The sequence below is a fragment of the Clostridium sp. FP1 genome (genome assembly GCF_011065975.2).
Lineage (GTDB): Bacteria > Bacillota > Clostridia > Clostridiales > Clostridiaceae > Clostridium_AD > Clostridium_AD tagluense.
Genome location: NZ_JAAMNJ020000001.1, coordinates 2,802,015 through 2,826,146 on the forward strand (window position 1 = coordinate 2,802,015; position 24,132 = coordinate 2,826,146).

Annotated in this window: 23 protein-coding genes; 1 reads left to right on the forward strand and 22 read right to left on the reverse strand. The window is 31.1% G+C overall.

Annotation, left to right across the window (positions count from 1 at the left end):
* The first annotated feature begins 164 nt into the window (after positions 1-164).
* Positions 165-2,663, forward strand: coding sequence for a transglycosylase domain-containing protein (locus G9F70_RS13570; RefSeq protein ID WP_164946198.1), 2,499 nt, complete (start codon positions 165-167; stop codon positions 2,661-2,663).
* Positions 2,664-2,728: 65 nt separating this feature from the next.
* Here the strand turns inward: G9F70_RS13570 and G9F70_RS13575 are convergent, their stop codons facing one another.
* From G9F70_RS13575 to G9F70_RS13680, 22 genes are all read right to left on the reverse strand, one after another.
* On the reverse strand, positions 2,729-2,983 hold the full coding sequence (locus G9F70_RS13575) for a hypothetical protein (RefSeq protein WP_224617360.1): 255 nt from the start codon (positions 2,981-2,983) through the stop codon (positions 2,729-2,731).
* Entirely contained in the window at positions 2,952-4,175 is a 1,224-nt protein-coding gene (locus G9F70_RS13580) for a transposase (protein WP_224617359.1), read from the reverse strand. Before G9F70_RS13580 ends, G9F70_RS13575 begins: the two co-directional genes overlap by 32 nt.
* Before the next feature lie 135 nt (positions 4,176-4,310).
* Entirely contained in the window at positions 4,311-4,670 is a 360-nt protein-coding gene (gene spoVAE / locus G9F70_RS13585; RefSeq protein WP_164943502.1) for a stage V sporulation protein AE, read from the reverse strand.
* Positions 4,671-4,674: 4 nt separating this feature from the next.
* A complete protein-coding gene (gene spoVAD, locus G9F70_RS13590) occupies positions 4,675-5,691 on the reverse strand; it encodes a stage V sporulation protein AD (protein WP_164943503.1) in 1,017 nt (338 codons plus the stop codon).
* A 6-nt stretch (positions 5,692-5,697) separates the two neighbouring features.
* Positions 5,698-6,150 (reverse strand): stage V sporulation protein AC, encoded by a 453-nt coding sequence (gene spoVAC / locus G9F70_RS13595; RefSeq protein ID WP_164943504.1) that lies wholly within the window; start codon positions 6,148-6,150, stop codon positions 5,698-5,700.
* A 185-nt stretch (positions 6,151-6,335) separates the two neighbouring features.
* Positions 6,336-7,091 (reverse strand): RNA polymerase sporulation sigma factor SigF, encoded by a 756-nt coding sequence (gene sigF, locus G9F70_RS13600; protein ID WP_164943505.1) that lies wholly within the window; start codon positions 7,089-7,091, stop codon positions 6,336-6,338.
* Positions 7,092-7,101: 10 nt separating this feature from the next.
* A complete protein-coding gene (spoIIAB, locus tag G9F70_RS13605) occupies positions 7,102-7,530 on the reverse strand; it encodes an anti-sigma F factor (protein ID WP_164943506.1) in 429 nt (142 codons plus the stop codon).
* A gap of 13 nt (positions 7,531-7,543) precedes the next feature.
* Entirely contained in the window at positions 7,544-7,879 is a 336-nt protein-coding gene (spoIIAA, locus tag G9F70_RS13610) for an anti-sigma F factor antagonist (RefSeq protein WP_125003144.1), read from the reverse strand.
* Between the two features lie 222 nt (positions 7,880-8,101).
* Complete coding sequence (locus G9F70_RS13615) at positions 8,102-9,859, reverse strand: Eco57I restriction-modification methylase domain-containing protein (RefSeq protein WP_164943507.1); 1,758 nt, start codon at positions 9,857-9,859, stop codon at positions 8,102-8,104.
* Positions 9,860-9,997: 138 nt separating this feature from the next.
* The gene (locus G9F70_RS13620) at positions 9,998-10,633 is read right to left on the reverse strand and encodes a cyclodeaminase/cyclohydrolase family protein (RefSeq protein WP_125003138.1); all 636 of its coding nucleotides are present in this window, start codon (positions 10,631-10,633) and stop codon (positions 9,998-10,000) included.
* A 135-nt stretch (positions 10,634-10,768) separates the two neighbouring features.
* Positions 10,769-12,007: an imidazolonepropionase gene (hutI, locus tag G9F70_RS13625; protein ID WP_164943913.1), complete on the reverse strand. Its 1,239-nt coding sequence runs from the start codon at positions 12,005-12,007 to the stop codon at positions 10,769-10,771.
* Between the two features lie 78 nt (positions 12,008-12,085).
* Positions 12,086-12,982 (reverse strand): glutamate formimidoyltransferase, encoded by an 897-nt coding sequence (gene ftcD, locus G9F70_RS13630; RefSeq protein ID WP_164943508.1) that lies wholly within the window; start codon positions 12,980-12,982, stop codon positions 12,086-12,088.
* 50 nt (positions 12,983-13,032) lie between these two features.
* Positions 13,033-14,556, reverse strand: coding sequence for a histidine ammonia-lyase (gene hutH / locus G9F70_RS13635; protein WP_164943509.1), 1,524 nt, complete (start codon positions 14,554-14,556; stop codon positions 13,033-13,035).
* Positions 14,557-14,747: 191 nt separating this feature from the next.
* On the reverse strand, positions 14,748-15,608 hold the full coding sequence (locus G9F70_RS13640; protein WP_164943510.1) for a DMT family transporter: 861 nt from the start codon (positions 15,606-15,608) through the stop codon (positions 14,748-14,750).
* Between the two features lie 211 nt (positions 15,609-15,819).
* Positions 15,820-16,374, reverse strand: a complete 555-nt coding sequence (locus G9F70_RS13645; RefSeq protein WP_164943511.1) for a nitroreductase family protein — start codon at positions 16,372-16,374, stop codon at positions 15,820-15,822.
* A 53-nt stretch (positions 16,375-16,427) separates the two neighbouring features.
* Positions 16,428-17,981: a murein biosynthesis integral membrane protein MurJ gene (gene murJ / locus G9F70_RS13650; RefSeq protein WP_164943512.1), complete on the reverse strand. Its 1,554-nt coding sequence runs from the start codon at positions 17,979-17,981 to the stop codon at positions 16,428-16,430.
* A 91-nt stretch (positions 17,982-18,072) separates the two neighbouring features.
* On the reverse strand, positions 18,073-19,179 hold the full coding sequence (locus G9F70_RS27310; protein WP_411956019.1) for a glycosyltransferase: 1,107 nt from the start codon (positions 19,177-19,179) through the stop codon (positions 18,073-18,075).
* A gap of 32 nt (positions 19,180-19,211) precedes the next feature.
* Positions 19,212-19,931, reverse strand: a complete 720-nt coding sequence (locus G9F70_RS13660) for a WecB/TagA/CpsF family glycosyltransferase (protein WP_164943514.1) — start codon at positions 19,929-19,931, stop codon at positions 19,212-19,214.
* Positions 19,932-20,024: 93 nt separating this feature from the next.
* Entirely contained in the window at positions 20,025-20,678 is a 654-nt protein-coding gene (locus G9F70_RS13665) for a sugar transferase (RefSeq protein WP_164943515.1), read from the reverse strand.
* Positions 20,679-20,721: 43 nt separating this feature from the next.
* Positions 20,722-21,972 carry an O-antigen ligase family protein gene (locus tag G9F70_RS13670; protein WP_164943516.1) on the reverse strand — a complete coding sequence of 417 codons (1,251 nt, stop codon included), beginning with the start codon at positions 21,970-21,972 and terminating at the stop codon, positions 20,722-20,724.
* Between the two features lie 28 nt (positions 21,973-22,000).
* Positions 22,001-23,032: a glycosyltransferase family 2 protein gene (locus tag G9F70_RS13675; protein ID WP_164943517.1), complete on the reverse strand. Its 1,032-nt coding sequence runs from the start codon at positions 23,030-23,032 to the stop codon at positions 22,001-22,003.
* A gap of 25 nt (positions 23,033-23,057) precedes the next feature.
* On the reverse strand, positions 23,058-24,128 hold the full coding sequence (locus G9F70_RS13680) for a glycosyltransferase family 4 protein (protein ID WP_164943518.1): 1,071 nt from the start codon (positions 24,126-24,128) through the stop codon (positions 23,058-23,060).
* Positions 24,129-24,132 lie beyond the last annotated feature (4 nt).

Below are 24,132 nucleotides of genomic sequence, written 5' to 3' on the forward strand. Positions count from 1 at the left end.
TAAGCTACAGAATTAAATAGTGTATCAAAATGGATATTTTATATTAGTATATTTATATGGTATAATATTAAAAGTTAATTCTACTTAGATAATATAAGTTTTACAATAAGACCTGGAAATTAATAATTATAATCCGCTCCAGATAAATACGAGGAGGATATTGAATGAAAGATAAAAAAACTACTCCGAAGAAGAAGAAATCAACTGGTAAGAAAGTTTTCAAAAGCATTTTTTTAACAATTCTATCTATAGCATTAATAGCCATGGTAGCTATTGGAGGAGTAGTTGTAGCTATGGTTAAGACGGCTCCCGAATTAGATATTAATGAATTTTTAAAATTAGATGAACCCTCAACACTATATGACAATTCTCAAAAGTATATGGATGAATACATTACCTCAGAAAGAAGAACTAATATATCTATTAATAAAGTTCCAGTAGTCCTTAAGGATGCATTTATAAGTATTGAGGATTCTAGATTTGATACCCACCCTGGTATTGACATAAAAAGATTGGGTGGAGCTGTATTAAATGATATAAAAATAAAAATACACGGTAGTGGCGCGAGTCTCCAAGGCGCTTCAACTATAACTCAACAATTGGTTAAATATAGAATGTTTTTAGCAGATTCTATAGAAAACAGAACTTCGATAAAAAGAAAAGTCCAAGAAATTTCTCTTTCGCTAAAGCTAGAGAAGGTTTTGACCAAAGACCAAATTTTAGAGGCTTATATTAATACTATCTTTTTAGGCGGAAAAGCTCACGGTGTAGAAGCCGCCTCCCAGCAATATTTCGGCAAATCTGTTGGGGCTTTGTCTTTAAAACAATGTGCTTTTATTGCTAGCGCTGCACAAAATCCTAGTCTTTCTTATAATTTATCATATAAAGCATCTAAATCTAAAGAAGCTTTTGTTTCAAATAGAACAAAAGCTGTTCTTGAAAACATGCTAAAATATAATAAAATCAGCAAAGATCAATTTGATTCAGCTATGGCTGAAAATCTAGTATTTAATTTTTCAATAAAAGACGCAAATAAGATGGACTTTGAGTCCTTTTCTAGACCTGTAATCCTTCAGGTTGCTGAGGATCTAATGAAGACATTAAATATTAACAAAGAAGAGGCTTATTCCATGCTTATGTACGACGGTTTAAAAATCACTACAACTATGGATAGATCTATGCAAATTAAGTCACAGGCTATAATTGATGACCCTGTTGCGTCAAATAAAAAAAACAGCTATGATTATATATTTCCTAGAGATGGTAACCTTAACCTTAAACAAGCAAATATCCAAGCTTCTTGCGTTATCATGGATTATCGTACAGGTGAAGTTAAAACTATTATAGGCGGCCGTGGCGTTGAGGGTCCTATGTCTTATAATAGAGCTGCTTCTAGTGACTTCTTAAAGGCTCCTGGCTCAAGCATTAAGCCACTAACCGTATATAGTCCAGCTATTGATTCAAAAATTGCTACAGCTTCTACAATTATTGAAGATTCACCTGTACCTGAAGAAATAGGAAAAAAATATGGTGCTCCAGGTGACCCTCCTTATAATCCTAGAAATTCTCCTGATATATATTATGGATATTTAACTCTAAGAGATTGTTTAAAGCATTCAGTTAACGTGGCTGCCGTGAAAATTGAGGATATGATCGGTCTTAAGACTGGTATTTCTTATGGCGAAAAATTCGGATTGCAATTAGATGAAACTGATAAGAGAAGTATGTCTGCTATGGCACTGGGTCAATTAGATGGTGGTAGTTATAAGGGAACTAATCCTCTCACTATGGCCGCTGCATATGGTGTTTTTGGTAACAATGGAATGAGATCTACTCCAAGATTATACACTAAAGTAGTTGATAGAAGTGGTAAAATAATACTTCAAACAAAATATGACCCAAAAACTGTTTTATCACCTCAAAGTGCTTATATAATGTATGATTTACTACAAGGACCTGTAAGTGCAGATGGTACTGGTCCAAATGCTAATTTCGGTAATATGCCTGTTAGAGGTAAAACTGGTACTTCTTCTGATTCAAAAAACTTATGGTTTGTTGGATTAACTCCTTATTATTCTGCAGCTATTTGGATTGGAACAGATGATGGAGCTAAAATTGAAGGAATGGGTAGTAATACTGCCGCCTTGCTGTGGGGAAATGTTATGAAAGAAGCCCATATCAATCTTCCAGTTAAGGAAGTAGAGCGGCCTTCTGGTATATCCGACTTTTCTGTATCAAAGGATTCTGGTGATATACCAACAGATTTAACTTATTCGGACCCAAGAGGAAATAGAGTATACTCTGAACTATTTATTGACGGAACTCAACCTACAACACTTGATAGCATCCATGTTCTGGCTAAAGTTACCAGAGGCCCTAATGGCAACTATGTTCTTGCCTCAGAGTCTACGTCACCTGGAAATATTGAAACAAGAATTTTTATAAGGAGGAGTTATAATAATGCTGCACTGTTAGACTCAGATTATGTATTACCAACAGCAGTTGATTCCTTTTCAAGTCAATTTATACCTCCTGTTACGAGTCCGCCCGTTACAAAGCCCCCTGTTACGAATCCACCAGTTACGGATCCACCAGTTACGAATCCACCAAATCCACCCGTTACAGATCCAACGGGTGTTAATCCCCCTGTTAATACACCTTAAAACAGAAAGAACAAAATCTCCCTACGGTCGAGTAAAAACCCTTATGCCAAGCAAATATGATAATTTCATCGTCCTTTAATTATCATATTTGCATCACATTCTGGGCATAGAACAATAGGACTACCACTCTTCTTGTCAAATTCCTCAGGTGTATAACATTCAAACGCAACAAATTCTGGTACCTCTTCTTCATACCCACATTTCTTACATTTAAAAAGTATCATCTTATCGGGCCCCTCTGTTTGAAATGGTATCTCCCTTTCATCCATTTTAATTTTAAAAATCCTTTTAATACGTTCCCATATCATAAATATACCCATACTTTCTGTGCCAAATTTGGAATAACTCCATTAGCTGACCGCATTTTGAACATTTCCCTGGATCTTTAGAAAAATTAATAATCATTAATTCTCTATACTTCATTTTTCTTATTTCCTTTTTCCAATTTATTTTTAATGTGTACTGAATTGCTTTAAGCCCACTTTTTATGTATTGCAATAAACCAAAACATTTTCTAATCTTTATACTTATACTTCCAGCATATACTCCATATAATCTAACCATTTTAAAATATTTAGGCGATATATGCATTAGTAACCTGCCTATAAACACTTGTGCCGTAACTGTTTCTTCTACTCTCTCATTAGTTTCATGACTCTTATACCAAAACGTTACATTTTTCCCATCATAGCTAAGTATTCTATATTCTGCTATCGCAGGTCTTGCTAAATATCTACCGATATATCTTGCTGCACCTCTTGCACTTTTCATTCTTGATTTGGCATTTATGTAAAATCCGTTAGGATAATCTTTGAACATTTTTAAGTACTCTGCTTTTTTATCTGGGTTTTTACTAACCATATAATTTATTAATTTGTACTGCCAAACTTTTCTAAAATATTTATAGTCAAAGAATTCCATATCCTTAACTTCATTATCCCTTGTTTTTATTTCTGGAACCAATGCATGCACATGTGGGTTAAACCCTATATTCCTTCCAAAAGTATGCACTACGCCAATCATTCCACTTTGCCAAAGCACTCCACCTTTTTTGCTTCTTTTCTTCTTTTTATATTCTTCTCTATTTTTATAGTTTACACCATTTGCAAACTCATTTATAACCTCATATACCATGTCTTGCAGGTCTTTCAGACTCTCTCTATTCCAAAAAAAATATTTTCTGTACTCAGTCGGTATCGTAAAAACACAATGCCTATGTGGAACATCCAAGATTTTACTTACTTGTTTCTCTACCCATTCGCTTATGTATTTTTTACCACATTTACTACAAAACCTACTTTTACATGTAAATCCTATTTTAAATACTTCCAGACATTTTAAACATATGTACGCAACAAAACCTAATGAAATATCTCCACATCCTATCATTTTCATTACTTCGATATTCATATGTTCTCTCATCTTTTCAGGATACTTTTCTTTATTCAATTTCCAAAACTTTGAATAATTATCTTCAAATATTTGTTTTATGGTAATCTTATTTTTTCTCATGATTTAATCATCTCATATTTATCTGATTTTTTCTATATATCTTTTAGCTAGAATGTTATCCACAGCGGCTTCCGCAAGCTGTTTCCTATATAATAAAAAACTACTATCAAATTTTAATATTTGATAGTAGTTTTTTTATCCCTTAGTTTTAGGATTAAATACTAATGCCATGATATATCCAAAGAAAATTGCAGCAGTAATACCTCCCGCAGTACCTTTTATTCCTCCAGTAAATGCTCCTATAAGACCAACCTTATCTACTTCCTTCATTACGCTTTTAGCTAAGCTACAGCCAAAGCCTGGCAGTGGTATACTTCCACCTGCTTTGCCATATTTTATAACCACATCATATATATTTAATGCGCCTAGTATTACTCCACCAGTTACAAATACAACTAATATTCTAGCTGGAGTTAATTTAGTAGTATCCATAAGTATCTGACCTATTACACAAATTGCACCACCCACTATAAAAGTCATAATGTAATTATTCATTCATTTATTCACCTCCAAACTCTATACAAACGGCATGTGCTATTCCAGGTATTGTTTCTCCCTGCAAAGATGAAGTAGGACTTAGGAGTGCACCTGTAGACACTAGAAGCATTCTTTTAAATTTCCCCTTTAGCATGTTTTTGTATAAATATCCTGTTGCAACCACTGCCGAACAGCCACAACCACTACCACCTGCATTTGTTCCTTGTTTTTCAGCATTGAAAATTTCCTCACCACAGTCAATATAATGCCCTTTCATATTATACTTATATTCTAAGAGTAATTCCTCTGTAAACTTTCTTCCTACCATACCTAGGTCTCCAGTAGCAATAATATCATAATCCGAGGGTTTTCTGCCCGTGTCCAAAAAGTGTTGTTTAATAGTATCCACAGCTGCTGGTGCCATGGCAACCCCCATATTATTTACATCTGTTATCCCATAGTCTTTAACTTTTCCAGTTGTAACATGTGTAACATATGGAAAATCACCTTTTTTACCCAAAACCATTGCTCCAGCACCTGTAACCGTCCATTGTGCCGTTGGAGCTCTCTGACTTCCCATCTCTAATGGCAATCTATATTGTCTTTCAGCTGATGAGAAATGTGAAGAAGTAGCCGCTACAACATAATTAGCCATGCCTCCTTCCATTATCATTGAACCTATACTTAAAGACTCTGCCATAGTTGAGCAGGCCCCATAAAGTCCTAGAAAAGGTATATTCAAATCTCTAGCTGCAAAACTTGAAGAGATTAGCTGATTTAGTAAATCTCCTGCTAGTAGATAATTTATGTCAACTTCTTTTAGTTTTGCTTTTTTTATACTCTCTGTAATAGCTGTATACAATAAACTAGTTTCAGCTTTTTCAAAACTCTCAGTTCCATTAAGATCATCTTGTAGAATTCTATCAAAATATTCTTTTAATGGCCCTTTACCTTCCTTAGGTCCCACTACATTATATGTACCAATAATTCTAGGTTTGCTTTGAATTTCTACTGTTTGAACTCCAATTCTCCTACCCATTTTTAATCACCACCTTAAAAAATAATATAAAATCCCCACAATTACAGAGGAACCAATACCATATACTAAAACAGGTCCTGCAATTGTAAACATTTTAGCCGCTACACCAAAAACAAAACCCTCTTTTTTAAATTCCATTGCTGGGGAAACAATGGAATTTGCAAACCCAGTAATTGGTACAACAGAACCTGCTCCTGCAAAATCACCTAGCTTATCATATATTCCTATGCCCGTAAGTATAGCTCCTAGAAAGACCATAACTATGGAAACATAAGTCCCTAGTTCATCACTGGGAACACCCATTCTAGAAAAAAAATCACTAACAAATTGTCCAATTACACATATAAATCCTCCAACCCAAAAGGCATTAAAGCAATGCATAAGTAAATTAGGCCTAGGAATTTTATTAGAATTAAGATGTTCAAATTTTTTCCTTATAGTTTTTTCTTCCACTTTCATTAAATATCCTCCTTGTCCTTCTCTAAAATGGACATTATTAATTATAGTGAATTATGTTTTTACAATATAGTTTATTACTAAGTTATTATTTGCAATTATATGATTTTTAGTCAAAAAAAATAAGAATCATTTATAGATAAACAATTTCAAAATAAAACATTGAAATTGTTTATCTATATTTCATCTTAACCACTCAATTTTTCCTTCATTATTTTCAATACTTTCTTTTCTATTCTTGATACTTGTACTTGGCTGATGCCCATCATTTTAGCTACCTGAATTTGAGTATTATCTTTAAAATACCTAAGCATAATTATTTGCCTTGATTTTGCATCCAGTTTTCTAAGTGCTTCTTTAAGTGCAATTTTATCTAAAACCTCATTATCTTCTTCATATTTTTCACTTAATTTATCTATCAGCAGTACTGGTGCTCCATCATCTTGGTGTATTGTATCAAATAAATACTGCATGTTACTCGCAGACTCTAGTGCATATACTATATCTTCTTTTTCTATGTTAGAAAAAACTGACAATTCTTCAATAGTAGGATCTCTACCTAATTCTTTTGTTAGTGTCTCTTTATCATAATGTAATTTCCTTGCAGTATTTTTAACACTTCTGCTTACTTTTATAATTCCATCGTCCCTAAGAAATCTTTTGATTTCTCCCATTATCATTGGTACTGCATAGGTAGAAAATTTGACATTATACTTAGTGTCAAAATTGTTAATTGCTTTTACTAGACCAATGCATCCAATTTGGAATATATCATCATACTCGTATCCTCTATTAAGAAATTTTTTACTAATTGATGAAACCAATGGTAAATTCATCTCTACTAGTTTATCTAATGCACCTGGTTCTCCATTTCTAGCTAATTGAATGAGTTGCATATTGTCTTCATAATTATAATTATTTTTTTTAACTATTTTTTGATCCATAATATTCCACCTAACATAAAGGATTAAATATTTTTTTCATTATTATACTTGTTCCCCTACCTTTATCAGACTTTACTTCTAAGCTGTCCATAAAAGTTTCCATTACAGTAAAACCCATACCTGACCTCTCTAAGTCTGGACGGGAAGTATATAATGGTTGCATAGCAATCTTTAGATCGTCAATTCCTTTTCCCAGGTCGCTGATTATCACTGTTAATTCATTGTCATTAATAATAGCTTCTATTGTAATCATTTCTTCTTCGCTATCATATCCATGGATAATAGCATTGGTAACTGCTTCAGATACAGCAGTTTTGACATCGCTAATTTCTTCAATTGTTGGATCTAATTGCGCCGCAAATGCTGCTACTGCTACTCTTGCAAAACCTTCATTCTGGGATTTACTTAAAAATTCGATTTTAATTCTATTGTGACCCATATTAATCCCCCCACTAAATATTGTTTACAGCTTGTTCAACATCATCATATAGCATGATGATTTTAAACATTCCGGACAACTCAAACACTCTTTTTACTGAAGATTTAATGTTTGTTACACATACTTTCCCACTTCTCATATGTAACTTTTTGTATCTTCCAATAACCACTCCAATACCGGAACTATCCATAAAGGACACTCCCTCAAAATCCATAATTAATTTGTTATAGCTATTTCGGTCTAAGCGATCGTCTATCATATTCCTTACTTCTTCAGCACTATGATGGTCTAATTCTCCCGACATGTAAACAATTAATTTATCTCCATTATTTTCAAAATTTAAATGCATATTCTTCCCCCTTGAATCATTCTAAATTAGAATATTTTTTTAGTTTTGTATAAATATCATACCTTTCTTATATATTCTACCAATTACATAATTTTCCTTCTTTTTTTTATAATTTTTAAACTTTTTTTTATATTATACCCATTTGCATTCATTTAATACATTATATGATAATAATATTGTAGCATCGCAGATGATTATTGAATAAAATAAAAGAGAAAAAGATTATACTCCACGTTGTATAATCTTTTTCTCTTCTTCACTAAAGCCAAAATAATCATATAAATAATTCTCGTCTTTACCTACAAAATCTATGGTAACTGGTATACATAATTTCATTAAATTATTTGGATAGTACTCGTAAGCATCTTCACCGAGTTTTTTTGCAAAGGTCTTAAAGTAAAATTCATAGATTTTACTATTTAATAAATATAATAAGAAATCATAAGCAAAAGGTACATTTTCTTTTAATATCAATGCATATACATCCGCACTAAAATAACTTCCCTTGTCAAGAGCAAATCTATTACTACTTGCTTTAAAAGGGAAAATTATCTTTTCTGATTCAAATATATTTTGATCTCTACCCCATTGAAGTTCGTACCATTTCCTAATACCTCTTTCGCACTCTCTTCTTTTTAATAGTTTTTCCACATTTTTTTCAATATGAGCTATGGCCCTTGGATACTCATCTGGATTATTAATTAAATCTGAATATATTATGTAACTATCTCTTCTTAAAACGGAATTTTTTTCTATGTAACTACTCTTAATCCAAGGTTTTATTAAATTTACTTCAATATTTTCATTTAGGTAAGTATCATTACTTACCACAAAAGCTTTGTCACAACCCGTTATTACACCTTGATAACTATTACATATATTACTTAGATGTGTAAAACACTTTTGTTCTATTTTATTTATTATATTTCTCTGCGTCTCATCTATTAAAATCCAGCCCTTGTTATTTAATTTGTTTTTATTAAGGATAAAACTATTATACTTATTATTTCCATTTTTCAGAAATATACTATTGTAAAATTCATTTTTATTTTTACTTTTTACGGATATTGGTTTGATGATTTGAATTTCATTATCCTCATTTTGATAATTTGTTATAAATAAAATCACAGGGTCTATTCCTATATTTTTAAATGGCCTTATGCCATAAAAATCAATAATTTTGTCTATTGTGCATAATTCTTTTAATACCTTTCTTAAATCCTCTCCACTAGGTGATTCTAAAAAGTACCTAGAAGTAATAAAAGTGAGCTTTCCTCCATTTTCAAGGTCTTCTAATGCTTTTTTGAAAAAACAATAGGATAGATCCCCTTTATCACTATACACTTCACTGTATCTAACTTTCAAATGGTCTGCGTATACCTTATCTATAGATTTTTTACCCACATAAGGTGGATTGCCTATAAAAATGTCATATTTATGTTCACTTTCATATAATAAAAAATCCATATTAAAAATATTATTGCATATGCTACCCTTACTTAAATCATATAAATCTATAATAAGAATTTTTGTAGCTATATCATCAATATCAAACCCATATAAATTATGTGTTATTATATGCTCATCAAGACTTTCTAAATTTAAATCCAATCCGTTTTTTTCATTAATTATATTTAAATTATCCACATATAAATTTCTAAGAAATTTAAAACAACAAATTAATATATTTCCTGTGCCACAAGAAGGGTCCACAATCTTTATATAGGGGTTCTCTACTATCTGCCCCGCTTTTATGGTGTTTTCTATCATATAAGAAGATATGGGTTCTGGAGTGTACACTGTGCCTTTTTCTTTATTGTTTTTAATAAACTCATAATAAGCACTGCCAAAGCTTTTCTGATGTGAAAATTCTATTTCCCTTTTATAGTTTTCTAACGCAGTTATTTTAAACATATCATCTATTGGACTTAAAATAATATTATAAAGTTCACATATTTTCTGTTGAAACAAATCTAGCATTTATTATCCCCCATCTATCTGCCTTGAAAGTATATTAAAATTCTTTTAAAGTATATCATAAATGCACACTATGGTGAAAGAAAAAAATAACAAGTCAAGTATGCTATCATACTGACTTGTTATTTTTTTTGAATGTGCTTACATACTTTCATCAACAACAGATAGTATTTCGTCACGTTTTGTTCTTCCCTGTTTTACTAATTCATTGCATCTTTCAGTAATCTCTTGTTTATAAGTTTCATCTTTTATACTAGAAAGATTTATTTTAACATTTAAAATTGCACTTTCAATGGATGCTTGAAGCATTAAAGCTGACACGCCAGCATCTGAAATTGCGTTTTTGTTACCTAACCTGGCTGCTATTTTAACATACTCATATATTTTGTATGATTCTTCTGCAACACTTAGTGGGATTTCTAATGCTTTTTGATATCCTTCTTGGATTTTAGCGCTTCTTATTTTCTTTTCGTCCGCACTTTCCTTTGGAAGTTTAAAAGCTGACATGAGAATTAAAAAAACCTCTGTATCTTTGTTCATTAGATCTAAAAATTTGTCCTTATGTTTAAGGCATTCCTCGAGGTATTTGTCAACAAGCATTTTATCTTCATCGCTATATTCATTGTATGCCTTCTTACCTACAGTTAAATTAAACACCATAGCACCTAAAGCACTGGCCAGCGATGCTCCAAGGGCTGCAACACTTCCACCTCCTGGCGCAGGTGAATTTGAACCTAACTCATTAATAAATTCTCTTACAGTTTTTTCATCTAACATTTTATATTCTCCTTTCTCAAAACACAAATATATAAAGTGTATATTATAGGAATTTGATATTTTTTCAAGGTGTTAATAATGCCTATTACATTATTAATCATTAGTTACCCATTGTCAATGCATGATTAATATTATTTAATTTTTTACAACAATTTTTCCGTTTTTTATTACTGTATCGATAGCATTGGCACCAAAATGATATATTAGGTAATTTAAGTTTTTACTATTAAATATAGCGATATCAGCTTTTTTACCTACTTCAATGCTTCCAATTTCACTTTCGCGATTAATGGCACAAGCCGCATTTATTGTCATTGCATTGATAATCTCTTCTGGGAACAGTTTCATTCCAAAGCAAGCAAAGGTCATAACTGTCTGTAATGATTCTGTAGGCGAGGTGCCAGGATTACAATCTGTAGCTAGGGATACAGCCACACCTTCTTCTATCATTTTTCTAGCTCTAGCAAAATGATTTAACATTAAATAGAAGGAAGTCGATGGTAATAGTACAGCCACCACATCATTTTCTGCTAACGCTTTTATGCCTTCGTCTGAAGCTGCAACTAAATGCTCTGCTGATGTAGCTTTTAGTTCCCCTGCAAGTTCTGCAGCTTTTACTGTTTCAACTTCATCTGCATGGATTTTTATGTTTAACCCAAATTTTTTCCCAGCTGTTAAAATCCGTCTGCACTCTTCTACTGAAAATACGCCTTTCTCACAAAAACAATCAATAAACTCTGCAAGTTTATTTTCGCTTACATATGGAATCATATTATTAATTATTTCTCCAATATAGGCTTCTCTATCGCTTTTGTATTCCTTTGGCAACGCATGTGCTGCCATAAATGTAGATACTACATCTATAGGATGAGTTTCATTTAAAATTTTGTTTACCTCTAAAATTTTAACCTCTGTTTGTAAATCAAGACCATATCCTGATTTGCTTTCAACAGTAGTAGTACCATGCTTAAGCATTATATCAAGCCTTTTTCTACTTTCTTCTACAAGTTGATCTATTTTAATATTTCTAGTGTTTTCAACGGTACTTAGTATTCCCCCACCACTATTTAACATTTCAATATATCCAACTTTATTTAGCTTTAATGGCAATTCATTTTCCCTTGAACCAGCGTATACAACATGGGTATGTGGATCTATAAGCCCAGGTGTAACAGTTTTCCCTTCTCCATCAATAACTGTGCACTCACTAGTTAGATATTCTTTGTATCCCTCTCCTTCTCCTACTGCTTTTATTTTGTCATTTTCAATGACTAAATAGCCATTTTTTTTAATTTTAGCATCTTTAAATTCTTCACGTTTTTTTCTATAGCTTCCTTCGCAAGTAACTAGGCATCCAATATTTTTTATTATAATATCCAATATACTTTCCTCCATTTTATATAAACTGTAATAACCATGCTATTACAGTTTATATGTAGTAAATTTCAAATTTTATTCCCAAATTCTCTTTTCTAAAATTTGATCCATTGAAAAATTCTCTATTTGTAAATAGTATTCTGCGCATTGAATTAGTGCTTCCATTGGCACTAGTCCAATAACTTCACTTCCGATTACAGGAACACCATAACGTTTTGCTTCCATCTTAACCATTTCAAAAGCTCTATAAACTGCTGTTTTTTCATAATTAACTAAATTCATAGATACTTGAGCTACGTTTCTATCCTCAAGTTTTACGCCCATAGCTTTTACAAATCTTAAACCTCCACCAAGGTTTCTAACAGTTTTAGCAATTTTATCAGCAATTTCGATGTTATCAGTACCTAAATTTACATTAAAAGCTACTAGTGGTACTCTTGCTCCAATTGCAACGCAACCACCCTTTACATTGACTTCAGCTTTGCCGTAATCTGGTGCCCATTTATCTTCTTTGATTTTTTCGAAAAATCCTTCATATTGTCCTTTTCTAACTACAGCTAAATTTTCTCTATGAGGTGCTGATGCTGCCTTTTCATATAGATATACTGGCACATCAAATTTACTAGCTATTTCAGTACCTACTCTCTTAGCTAGTGCAACACATTCGTCCATAGTTACCTCACTAATTGGTACAAAAGGAACTACGTCTAGTGCTCCCATTCTAGGATGTGCACCTTGTTGAAGGGTCATATCAATATTTTCATAAACTTTTGCTGCCATGTCTAAAATAACTTGTTCTACTCTTTCTGGTGTTCCAAAGAAAGTAACAACAGTTCTATTATGATCACTATCTGATGAATAATCCAGTAGCTTTATTCCTTCTGCGTTTCTAACTGCATCAACTATTTTTTCAATTACTACTTTATTTCTTCCTTCACTAAAATTAGGTATACATTCAACTATTCTTGCCATTTTATTTTCCCCCTAAAGTTTATTTTTTATTATAATTTAGCTATTGTAATTTAAACTATTACCTTTACCTTTTGTTCTACGCTTTCCACTATTGATCCATCTGCAATTAAATTAGTAACTTTGTCGAGTTCAATATACATAACCACATCTCTTTCAATAAACTGTACTTTTTCTCTAACCACTTTATAAGCTTCCTTTGTACCTACCCCTAAAGTATAGCCTTCTCTAAAGTCTATAGCCTGGCAGGATGCCAAAATCTCAGTTGCTAAAACTCGTTGAACATTTTCAATAATATCTCTGCCTTTTCTAGCTGCTATAGTTCCCATACTTACATGATCTTCTTGATTTGCAGATGAGGGAATAGAGTCAACAGATGCTGGATGTGCTAAAATTTTATTTTCAGACACTAAGGCTGCCGCTGCATATTGAGTTATCATAAATCCTGAATTTAAACCGCCCTCTTTTACTAAAAAAGCTGGTAAATCATTTAGTTGGTAATTAATAAGTCTCTCTAGTCTTCTTTCTGAAATACTAGCCATTTCAGCCATTGCTATTCCTAAAAAGTCAAAACTTATTGCCATAGGTTGTCCATGAAAATTACCTCCAGAGATAACATCCCCTTCTTCTGTAACTATTGGATTATCCGTAACGGAGTTAATTTCAATTTCCACCTTACTTTTAATATACTCTAATGCATCTTTGCTTGCACCATGAACCTGAGGTACACATCTTAGTGAGTAAGCATCTTGTACTCTTATCTCTCCTTGAGAGGTTATAAATGTACTTCCCTCTGTTAGGTTTAAAATATTTTTAGCAGTTTGCATTTGACCTCTGTGTGGTCTTAAAATATGTATTCTCGGATCAAAAGCATCTCTTATACCTCTAAGTGCTTCTAAACTTAATGCCGCTGCAATGTCACTTATTTTCAATAAATTAATACTATCATATACAGCTAGTGCTCCCACTGCAGTCATAACTTGTGTTCCATTTATAAGTGCCAAACCTTCTTTAGCTGTAAGCTCTACTATTTCTAAGCCTGCCTTTTCCATTGCTATTTTTCCAGGTAAAATTTCGCCATTAAATTCTGCAGAGCCTTCTCCAAGCATTGGCAAAACCATATGAGACAGTGGTGCTAAATCTCCTGAGGCTCCAAGTGATCCCTTTTCAGGAATTACTGGATTTATTCCTTTATTAATCATTTCTATTAATGTTTTTAGTGTACTTAGTCTTATTCCAGAATACCCTTTTGCAAGAGCGTTTGCTCTGAGTAACATTATAGTTTTTACAATTTCATTTGAAAAACTTTTTCCAGTTCCACAAGCATGAGAAATTATTAGATTCCTTTGTAATTTCTTGCAATCTTCTCCGGATATTGTTACATCACTAAATTTACCAAACCCTGTGGTAATACCATAAATAACTTTATTGTTATCTACTATTTCATCTACAATATTTCTAGATTTAATAACCCTTTCTTCTGCCTCTTTAGTTAATTCCACCCTGTATCCTTTTCTTGCAACTTTCACTATTTGCTCTAAAGTAAGATCATTTCCATTAATTTGTATCACTGTCATATATTTTCCCTCCAGCTTTTATAATTTAGTTAGTAGTATTAATATTCTTTATGTACCTCCAATAACCCTCTTTAAAATTCATATTGAATATTACGAATATTGTTAATTCGTTAATGTATTACTAGGGTAAACTGTTACACATTAAGATATAAATCTATCAAAATAGATTTGCAAAGGGTTTAAACCTCTAATTATTCTCTTGTTAATATCACTACAGATGATACAATCATTATACTTCCAATGATAATCCTAACTGATATAGATTCCCCTAAAACTATTATTCCTAGAGTTAATGCAACAATAGGTTCAATAGTACTAAAAATTGAAGCCTTGGAAGGACCTATTATTCTAACACCTTCTAAAAATGCCATTAGTGCTACCGCTGTGGATATTAATGATAATAATAAAATTGCCACAAGCGCATAAAAAGAAATATGCATATCAAAATTTCCAGTAGTGATTGCTGCCATAAACATGAAGGCAGCAGATGCACAGGAGATATAAAAGGTTAAGACATAACTGTTTATAACCCTAAATTCCTTATGAGATGCACCTAACACATACAATGAATACATTACTGCAGCTATACCTGCCAGTATTATCCCTATTAAATTAAAGCTAGCACTTCCTCTATCAATTAAAATATAGATACCTATTGTAGAAATAATTAAGGATATGATTTTTCTAGGATACATTTTTTCCTTATAAAACACGTAGGAAAATAAAGTAACTATAGCAGGGTATGTATAGAAAATCATAGTTGCCATTCCAATACTTATATAATTATAAGACATAAATAGACTTGTAGACGTAAATGCAAAGCCGAAAACCCCTATTATTATTACTAAAAATAATTGCTTTCTAGTTATTTTTAAAGATATCCTTTTAGATTTCAAATAATACAAAAGCATAATTGCCGCGAAAAAGAACCTAAGGAATAATGTGGTATATGCATTTGCACCTCCCCTATATGATAACTTTGCAAGGATTGGCATAAGTCCAAAGGAAATAGCAGATAAAATAATAAATAAAATTCCTTTTGTTTTTTCCATAGTAATCTCCCTTACGTTCAAATTATATAAATAGCAATTTAATAGCTTCTAAATTGTATCACCTTTATGTAAGTTTTTCATCATTTATGTATAAATAATAGCGCTAAGTTAATCTTGAATAAATTAAAGACCCTAGCTCTGCATTTGCAGCTATAGGGTCTTTAACTATTACTTTAAATACGTTTATTTTGATTTACTCACTTTCAGTGTTCTAATTTTCAGTTTTCTCAGAATAAGGATTATCCCAAGAATTCATAAATACAAAATCCTTCATATCTTTTTTATCATTATGCTCTTTACTTTCAACAATTTCTCCAATAGGAGTTATGGCAACTACTTTATAATTCTTTGGAATTGATAATGTGTTTTTAATAAGCTCTTCATTAATTGCAGCAATCCAACAAGTTCCATAGCCCTCATTCGTAGCAGCTAAAACAAAATGTTCCATAGCTATTGCACTGTCCACTAAATAATACTCTTTATTTTCTACTTCACCAGAATTATCTGGATTTGCAACTACAACAGCTGTCATTGGAGCCTCTAGTATTGACTGTGCTGCTGAACTATCCTTATTCATTATAGCTTTAGAAATTTGTTCTAGTTCACTTTTTTCATCAACTAGAATAAATTTGTAAGAAGTCTTATTTTTCCATGAAGGTGACATCATGGCAGCATTAATCATTCTAGCTAATTTTTCTGCATTTATGGGGGTATTCTTAAATTTTTTAATACTTTCTCTTGATTTGACTACATCATAAAATTGCATATACTCACACTCCTTTAATTTTAGTATGTGTAATTATTGCATAATTAATGTAGCTATTTTTTTGCAATTTTTTGCTTGAAAACATCCAATAAATACATAGACTCTTTGATTTTTAAAAGGTTTGTTAAATAAAAATAGAATATCATCCCTAGGATTGAGCATAGAAGTAAAATCATCGCATTAACTATAAAAGTTGGTGCCAAGTACATTATAAATATTTTTTTAATAAAGTATACTACAACGCCCATAATAATAGATGCTATAGATATTTTCCATACCGTTTTAATCATTGAATTAAAATCAATTCCCTTAAATTTCTTATTCATTTGAATTAGTAACATCAAAGTAATAACTACAGATGAAATTGATGATGATAATGTAAGTCCTGGTACTGACATATACCTGTACAAAATAGCACTAAGAATAATATTTATTACAACACCAACCACACTATAAATCATTGGTGTTTTAGTGTCCTTTGCAGAGTAAAATGCTCTATTTAATATGTCTCGAACCCCATAAGCTATCATAGTTGGCGAATAGAATATTAATGCCGTAGAAACTAATTTAACATTACCTATGGTAAATTTCCCTCTTAAGAACAATACACTAATTAATGGTTCTCTTAATATCACTATTGCAATTGCTGCAGGTATCATAACTAAATTTATTATATTAATTGATTTAACTAAGGATTTTTTATACTCACCATAATTATTTTGAACTATAAATGTAGAAAGTATTGGATATATTATCATTGAAACTGCTACAGCAAAAACCTCATATGTAAGTAATGTTACCTTATTTGCAGCTTCAAGAATTGAAGTAGCTCCTTCATATAAGCTCATGGCAAAGGATCTATTTATAAATAAATTAAATTGCATGGTTGCAGTACTGATTATAATTGGCATCATTAATAATAACATTTTTTGGAGGTCTTTATTTTTAAAATCCACTTCTATTTTATACCTGTACCCTAGCTTTTTAAACTTTGGCACATTAATCACGAATTGTACGAAAAAAGCAAGTACCGTTGTAATTGCAAAGCCTGTAAGACCAAATCTATCTACAAATAAGCTTAAATAAATTATGTATATTAAATTTGATGCTGCCGCCATTGCAGAAGGAATAGAGATTTCTTTATGAGCTTGAAGTGCCCCTGCCACAATGCCTCCAAGTGGTAAAAATAGCACTGATAAGAACATTATTCTTAGTATTTTTACGGTTTGGTTAAATATAATTGGGTCCTTTGATAAATTATTTGCAAAAAAATACACTATATAATAAGAACATAATATACCAATTCCTGTAATAATTACAGTTAATATCATGGAAACATTAGTCACATTATTTACAAAACTATTTCTCTCCTTTAACTCTTTTGTCTCAATGTATTCCGTAAGAATTGGTATTATAGTTGTACTAAGTCCATAGCCTAAACTAGTAAAGAGAAATACCACACCAAAGCACCATACATATACATCTGTTGCATAAGAAGTTCCAAATTTAGAAAACATTAAGCTATCTCGTACTATAGCTAGCACCTTTCCAAGTATTACAAACAACATTACAATCATTGAACTTTTTAAAACTTTGTTCTCTTTCATCCTACACTCCATTTTTTATAAATTTGTAGATTATCATTCCACAACTCTTTATTATTAATTTTAATAAAAAGAAATTATATTAAAAAGCACACTATTTATTTTTTAGTATGCTCTTATAAATTCTAAAATAATTTTCCCAAAACTTTTCTATAGTAAATTCTTTTACAACAATGCTATATAAATTTTCACCTTTTGCATTTAAATTATTAACATCTAAATACGCTATTTTCATAGCTTCGTAAATATTTTCATTGCTTTGGTTTTCTATTTTATATCCGCTGTTTTCATCTAATATGGACTCTAAGTCTCCTACCTCAGTATAAATCAAAGTTTTTCCTACAATTCCTGATTCTAAAACAGTTAATGGTGGTGCTCCACCCTCACTTAAAGAAGCCAAAACACTAACATTAGAACAATTTATGTAGTCTATGGGATTTATTACATTTCCAGTCATAATAACTTTGCTTTCTAGTTCTAATTCCACTATTAACTTCTCTAATTCCAGTCTAAGCTCCCCATCACCAACTAAAAGTAATTTTACATCTTGGAATTCAAGCATTAATTTGCTAAATGCCAGTAGTACTTCCCTATGGTTTTTTATAGGATGCAATCTTGCAACCATAACATATACAAAATCCTTTTGGTTTAATTTTAAATCATTTCGCATATCTTGGGCTGAGGTCACAACAGTAATTTTTTTTATATCTATACCATTGTTTACAACTGCTTTGCTTCCCGCAAACTTTTTTTCTTCTAATAATTTCTTTAAGTTATTTGATACACAAATATAATTATTAAAGCTTTTTAACCCCCTAATACTAAGAGGAGTAAAAATAAAATATTTTACTTTATTATTGAGAAAATCATATCTAAAATCACTGTGAATTACAGCTACTGTAGGCACATTTAATTTTCTTTTTAGAATTAGATGCATTAAAAATGGTTTCGCACCATGGAAATTCACTATATTTATAGAGTTATGGTTTATATAATGGACTAGTTCCATATTGTTAAGCTTATTTGTAAAAAGTTTAAAGCTAACACCTATAGTTTTAGCTTTTGAGTAAAGTGGACCTTCTCCCACACAACCAATTATGTTTTCAAAATTTTCATTACATTTATTGCATATGTTTAATACGTGGTTTCCACCCCCACCATTATCATTACCAGATATGATATGTAAAACTTTAATGTGGATCCCCTCCTTGTACTCCTCTTTATAGCTTCAAATTATTTGCGTTTATACTTATCCTTTATAACCATTAAAATAAATTTAGGTATAGAAGACAATCTTTTAATTCTAAAGGGCTCTTTAGCAACCCTATATAACCATTCCAGTCCTATACTAATCATCCATTTAGGTGCACGTTTAAGATTACCAGCTATAATATCAAAACTTCCTCCAACACCCATAAATACACTGCAAGGAAGTCTGTCCATATATTTTGCTATGAATAACTCTTGCCTTGGACATCCCATTGCAACAAATAAAATCTTAGGATTAACCTTTTCTATTTCCTGCAATATTTCTTCACAATTGTCTATTTCAAAATATCCATCATGACTTCCTAGAATATTTAACTTTCTATATTTAGTACGCAAATTAATATTGCACATATCTACTGTTTCCTTTGTAGCGCCTAGCAAATATATTCCCTGGTTTTCACTTTCACATTTTTTTACTAAAGAGTCCATAAGTTCTATACCAGCAATTTTTTCGCTCACCGGTTGCCCTACAATTTTTGAACATATTACAGTGCTAATTCCGTCTGGAATGATGATAGCATTTTTACTAGTGAAATTATCAAACAATATATTATTTTGTAGTCCATTGCTTAGCACTTCTGGATTTCCTGAAATAATGTGTACTTTTTCAAAATTATTTATACTTCTCAGCAATGATTCCATGTTGTCATTAAAAATTTCATATTGAAAAATTTTTGTTATCATAAAACTCCTCCAATAATCTACATTTTGTAGATTTTCCACAAAAATGCATCATATATAATAAGTGATTAAATCACCGGTAACTTTAGTAAATGCTTAATAAGCACCCTCCTTTTTAAATACAGATAACACTGTTAAAAAGAGGATTTTTATGTCTAATGCAAGAGTGAAATCCATAATATATTTCAGATCATAAGAAATAGTTTTTCCCAGTTCAATCTCTCCTCTTCCACTAATTTGCGCAAGACCAGTAATACCAGGCAGAACTAGAAATCTTTGACGATAGTTTTCCGGATAATAATTAACTACCTCAGGTATTTCAGGTCTAGGACCTACAAGACTCATTTGTCCAAACAAAACATTAAAAAGTTGTGGAATTTCATCTAAGCTGCTGCGTCTTAAGAATTTTCCGAGTTTTGTTATTCTATTATCTGACTTACTTTGAAATACGAAATTTTCTAAATCATCTGGGTCTATATTAAGTTCTCTTTTACTTTCAGCTTGAACTATCATAGTTCTAAATTTATAAATAGTAAAATCTTTGCCATCCTTACCAACTCTGATTTGTTTAAATAACGCAGGTCCTTTTGAATCTAATTTTATTGCAATTATTAATGCTAAATATAATGGTGATAAAATTATGATTCCTATTGTGGATAGAATTATATCCATTAGGCGTTTCATAATAAAATGAAGCTTTTTATCATGTATATGTTTTTGTATATCAATTTCAATAGTATTGTTTTGCATATTTACTCCTACCTTTTGCCTTTAATAATATATTAGTATTTTTTTATGAATTTATGTTAGAACTTTTGCTATGCAATAGTGCCTCTGCAGTAGCTAACAAAAACCAAAAAAAAGTTGTCGTTTTAGGTACAAAAAATAAATTATCTGAAAAATTCATAAATAGAAAAGCAACCATACTTGCCATTACACCCATATAAAATGCTCTATTAAACTTATCACTAGCTGTGTTATATAATTTTTTAACTCTAGATAATGCCGTTACTATTATTCCTAAGAAAGAAACTATTCCAACTATACCAAGTTCACTTTGTACTTTCAAATATGAATTGTGAGCTGGATAATGGGTATATGAGTTATAATCCAATCTATATTTTTGAATATAAGTGTCATATTGAGTTACATAGTTTCCGTTTCCAACTCCTAGTATTGGGTGTTCCTTTATCATCATTAGTGCTGTTTTCCAAAGCTTTATCCTTGACACATTTTGGGATGAATTAGAAATATCTTGAACCCTCTGAAAAACAGAAGGAATTAAAAGAATTAAGACCCCAAAACCTCCAAGGGCAAAAATTATTTTAATGCTATAAAGTAGTGCAAGTACTACTAACCCTAATGCAAAACCTAATAATGCATTTCTAGAATAAGTCATAAGTATATTTGTAAAGACTAATATAGAAAGTAGTATATAAAAGATTTTTTTGTTTTTATTTTTCTCATAAATACTTAGCATAATAATTGGGAAAATTATTAAAATCAAATAACCAGCGTAAGCATTGGGATGAGAAAGTGTAGAAGATATCTTTATATGTCCTTCAAATAAAAACGCTTTTACATATTTTTCATCTAATCCAAATCTTGTAAAATATTGCACAATACCTATGCTGCAAAGTACAGTGGAGATAAATATATAGCATCTTATTAGAATTTTAACTTGTTTCTTATTATTGAACTCATACTTTATAACAAAATACATAAAGACATAAGATGTAAATCTTGCACTTTCAGTTAATGCTAGTGTTTTGTCTACAGCATAAATTGTAGATGCAAACATTATGGCAAGTAATATGGCCATAAATATACTCAATTTATCTGTGAAGAAATCTATTAGTGCATTAATAAAATTTTCTCTACTTTTCTTAGACATTACTAAATTTACAATATATGCAAAGATTAACAACGCTAAAAGTAAATCAGTAAAAGGTATTCCTGCAAGTACAATGTCTTGTGGAATTAATGGTAATAACATAATGTAAGCACAGGTTGTTAAAAATAAAATTTTTTTAGATAAATCCACTTCTCCACCTCATTTCAATTGATAAAAATCATCTTGATGATTTTGTGTTCTTCTCAACAGATTTATTAGATTTCAAAACGTAAAACACTATTAATCCCTCTAAAAATCCTATTCCATAGCTTAAATGTAATATCAAAAATGACAATATCATCTTAGGCGCATTTTTTACTTTCCCACTGTAAGCCTTTAAGGCGAAGGTAATAGCACCTGCTAAATATAGTAATATTTCTGTCGAAAATAAATATCTAACAATCTTAGAAAATGGGCTTAATAAGGTTCCCCCCATTAAACTGAGGACAAATAATAATGGAACTAAGTGTCTTACTGCTGATGGTTTTTTATGTTTTTGAATTACTCTAACTTTCCAAAAACCATACTGAAAATATTGTGTCCAAAGTTTACTAAAAGATCCTCTTGTATAATAATGAGATATTATATCAGGGGCTAGAAGTATCTTATTGCCACTTTTAGTAATTCTAAAATTCAATTCATCATCTTGATTCCGTACAAGCTCTTCATCAAAATATCCTATTTCATCAAATATACTTCTTTTATAAGCTCCAAAAGCAACGGTGTCAACAAGTTGTTCTACATTTGAAAACCTAAACAGTGCATTTCCTACACCAAATGGTGAGGCCATAGCAAGTGATATAGCCTCTGCCGTACTGTCTTCACTAATGTTTATAATTCTTCCACCCACGCAAGCAATGTCTTCACTTTTTAGTTTTTCTATGCATATTTTTATATAATCCTTATCCATATAGGCATGAGCACCAAAAATTACAATTATTTCGCCTACCGCAGCTTTTATTCCTAAATTCATTGCTGTAGGTGCCACTCTTTTTTCATTAATTACTAATTTTATCTGAGGATATTTAAGGCTATATTCACTTATTATATCCAAAGTACTATCATTTGAACAGCCATCACAAACAAAAATTTCAATATTTTCCATTCCGTAGCTTTGATCTATTATGGATTGTAGACATTTTCCTATGTATTTTTCTTCATTTCTGCAGGGAATAACTACAGATACTTTTACATTTTCTTCACCATTCATTTTATCACTCCTAATTGAGTTTAAACTAATTGTTTTTTAGCAAAGCTAAATATTTCTGTTCCACCAATTGCATGTTCTGATCCCAAATAGCTTTTTTCAATATAACTTCTCTACTTAATCTAGAAGCCTTTTGTTTAAACTCTGAATCATTCAATGCAAGCTCCATAGATGTTTTAAGACTTTCAACATCAATATTTTCTGTAATTAACCCGTTTTTCTTATGATGGATCCACTCTCTATTTGCAGGTATGTCTGAAGCAATGGTTATTATACCTGATGCCATAGCTTCGAGTAGTGTTACAGATGTTGAATCTGAATCTGGTATAGTAATATGCATATGTGAACAATACAGAAGATCTATTAAGTCATCTCTATTTACAAATCCTTTAATATCAACATTTTTTTCCACATTCAACTGTTTTACAAGTGCCTTTATATTTTCCATTTCTGGTCCATCATTAGTTATTATTAATTTAAATTTATATTTTTCATTACTTGCAAGTAGCTTTGCAAATGCTTTTACAATTATATCAATATTGGAATTCACATTAACAGTACGCAAGCTTAAAATTTTAATTTCATCAGTGCTTTCTTTTCTATCCTTATAGCACAAAGATTGATCAACTCCCATGGGCACAGTCAATACATCAGTGTTTGTTAACTGATGTATTGCTTCACTCATAAAATTCGAGTCCGATGTAATTAGCTGTGCACTATTTAATGCATATTTTGTAATAGCTTTATATATCTTATTTTTCTTAGGTGCCACAAGTATATCTGTACCCCAGGCTGATACTACTAGAGGCTTTGCCCCAGATAGTGATGCTAAAAACCCATAACTAGTTACAAAATGCGCATTTATTATATCAAAATTCATTTTTTTAATTAGCTTTTTAATTTGCATTGTTGAAAAAACGTACTGCCAATTACCACCGCTAATATTTATATCAAAATTGCCTATTTTGTGTACAATAATATTTTTGTGGACCACATTAGAAAAAGTTATTAAATGTACTTCATGACCCCTTTCATGAAAAAAATCTAACCATCTTCTAATATGAATACTATTACCATCTCCTAAAAAGCAAATCTTCATCTCA

Excerpts from the sequence above, each read along its gene's own strand:
- G9F70_RS13675 (WP_164943517.1), bottom strand. The coding sequence starts at position 23,032 with ATGAATGGTGAAGAAAATGTAAAAGTATCTGTAGTTATTCCCTGCAGA.
- G9F70_RS13575 (WP_224617360.1), bottom strand. The coding sequence starts at position 2,983 with ATGGGTATATTTATGATATGGGAACGTATTAAAAGGATTTTTAAAATT.
- murJ (WP_164943512.1), bottom strand. The coding sequence starts at position 17,981 with ATGAAAGAGAACAAAGTTTTAAAAAGTTCAATGATTGTAATGTTGTTT.
- G9F70_RS13580 (WP_224617359.1), bottom strand. The coding sequence starts at position 4,175 with ATGAGAAAAAATAAGATTACCATAAAACAAATATTTGAAGATAATTAT.
- G9F70_RS13640 (WP_164943510.1), bottom strand. The coding sequence starts at position 15,608 with ATGGAAAAAACAAAAGGAATTTTATTTATTATTTTATCTGCTATTTCC.
- spoVAE (WP_164943502.1), bottom strand. The coding sequence starts at position 4,670 with ATGAATAATTACATTATGACTTTTATAGTGGGTGGTGCAATTTGTGTA.
- spoIIAA (WP_125003144.1), bottom strand. The coding sequence starts at position 7,879 with ATGCATTTAAATTTTGAAAATAATGGAGATAAATTAATTGTTTACATG.
- G9F70_RS13645 (WP_164943511.1), bottom strand. The coding sequence starts at position 16,374 with ATGCAATTTTATGATGTAGTCAAATCAAGAGAAAGTATTAAAAAATTT.
- G9F70_RS13680 (WP_164943518.1), bottom strand. The coding sequence starts at position 24,128 with ATGAAGATTTGCTTTTTAGGAGATGGTAATAGTATTCATATTAGAAGA.
- G9F70_RS13665 (WP_164943515.1), bottom strand. The coding sequence starts at position 20,678 with ATGCAAAACAATACTATTGAAATTGATATACAAAAACATATACATGAT.
- spoVAD (WP_164943503.1), bottom strand. The coding sequence starts at position 5,691 with ATGGGTAGGAGAATTGGAGTTCAAACAGTAGAAATTCAAAGCAAACCT.
- spoVAC (WP_164943504.1), bottom strand. The coding sequence starts at position 6,150 with ATGAAAGTGGAAGAAAAAACTATAAGGAAAAAATTTGAACATCTTAAT.
- hutH (WP_164943509.1), bottom strand. The coding sequence starts at position 14,556 with ATGACAGTGATACAAATTAATGGAAATGATCTTACTTTAGAGCAAATA.
- G9F70_RS13620 (WP_125003138.1), bottom strand. The coding sequence starts at position 10,633 with ATGTTAGATGAAAAAACTGTAAGAGAATTTATTAATGAGTTAGGTTCA.
- G9F70_RS13615 (WP_164943507.1), bottom strand. The coding sequence starts at position 9,859 with ATGCTAGATTTGTTTCAACAGAAAATATGTGAACTTTATAATATTATT.
- spoIIAB (WP_164943506.1), bottom strand. The coding sequence starts at position 7,530 with ATGGGTCACAATAGAATTAAAATCGAATTTTTAAGTAAATCCCAGAAT.
- ftcD (WP_164943508.1), bottom strand. The coding sequence starts at position 12,982 with ATGGCAAGAATAGTTGAATGTATACCTAATTTTAGTGAAGGAAGAAAT.
- G9F70_RS13660 (WP_164943514.1), bottom strand. The coding sequence starts at position 19,931 with ATGATAACAAAAATTTTTCAATATGAAATTTTTAATGACAACATGGAA.
- sigF (WP_164943505.1), bottom strand. The coding sequence starts at position 7,091 with ATGGATCAAAAAATAGTTAAAAAAAATAATTATAATTATGAAGACAAT.
- G9F70_RS13570 (WP_164946198.1), top strand. The coding sequence starts at position 165 with ATGAAAGATAAAAAAACTACTCCGAAGAAGAAGAAATCAACTGGTAAG.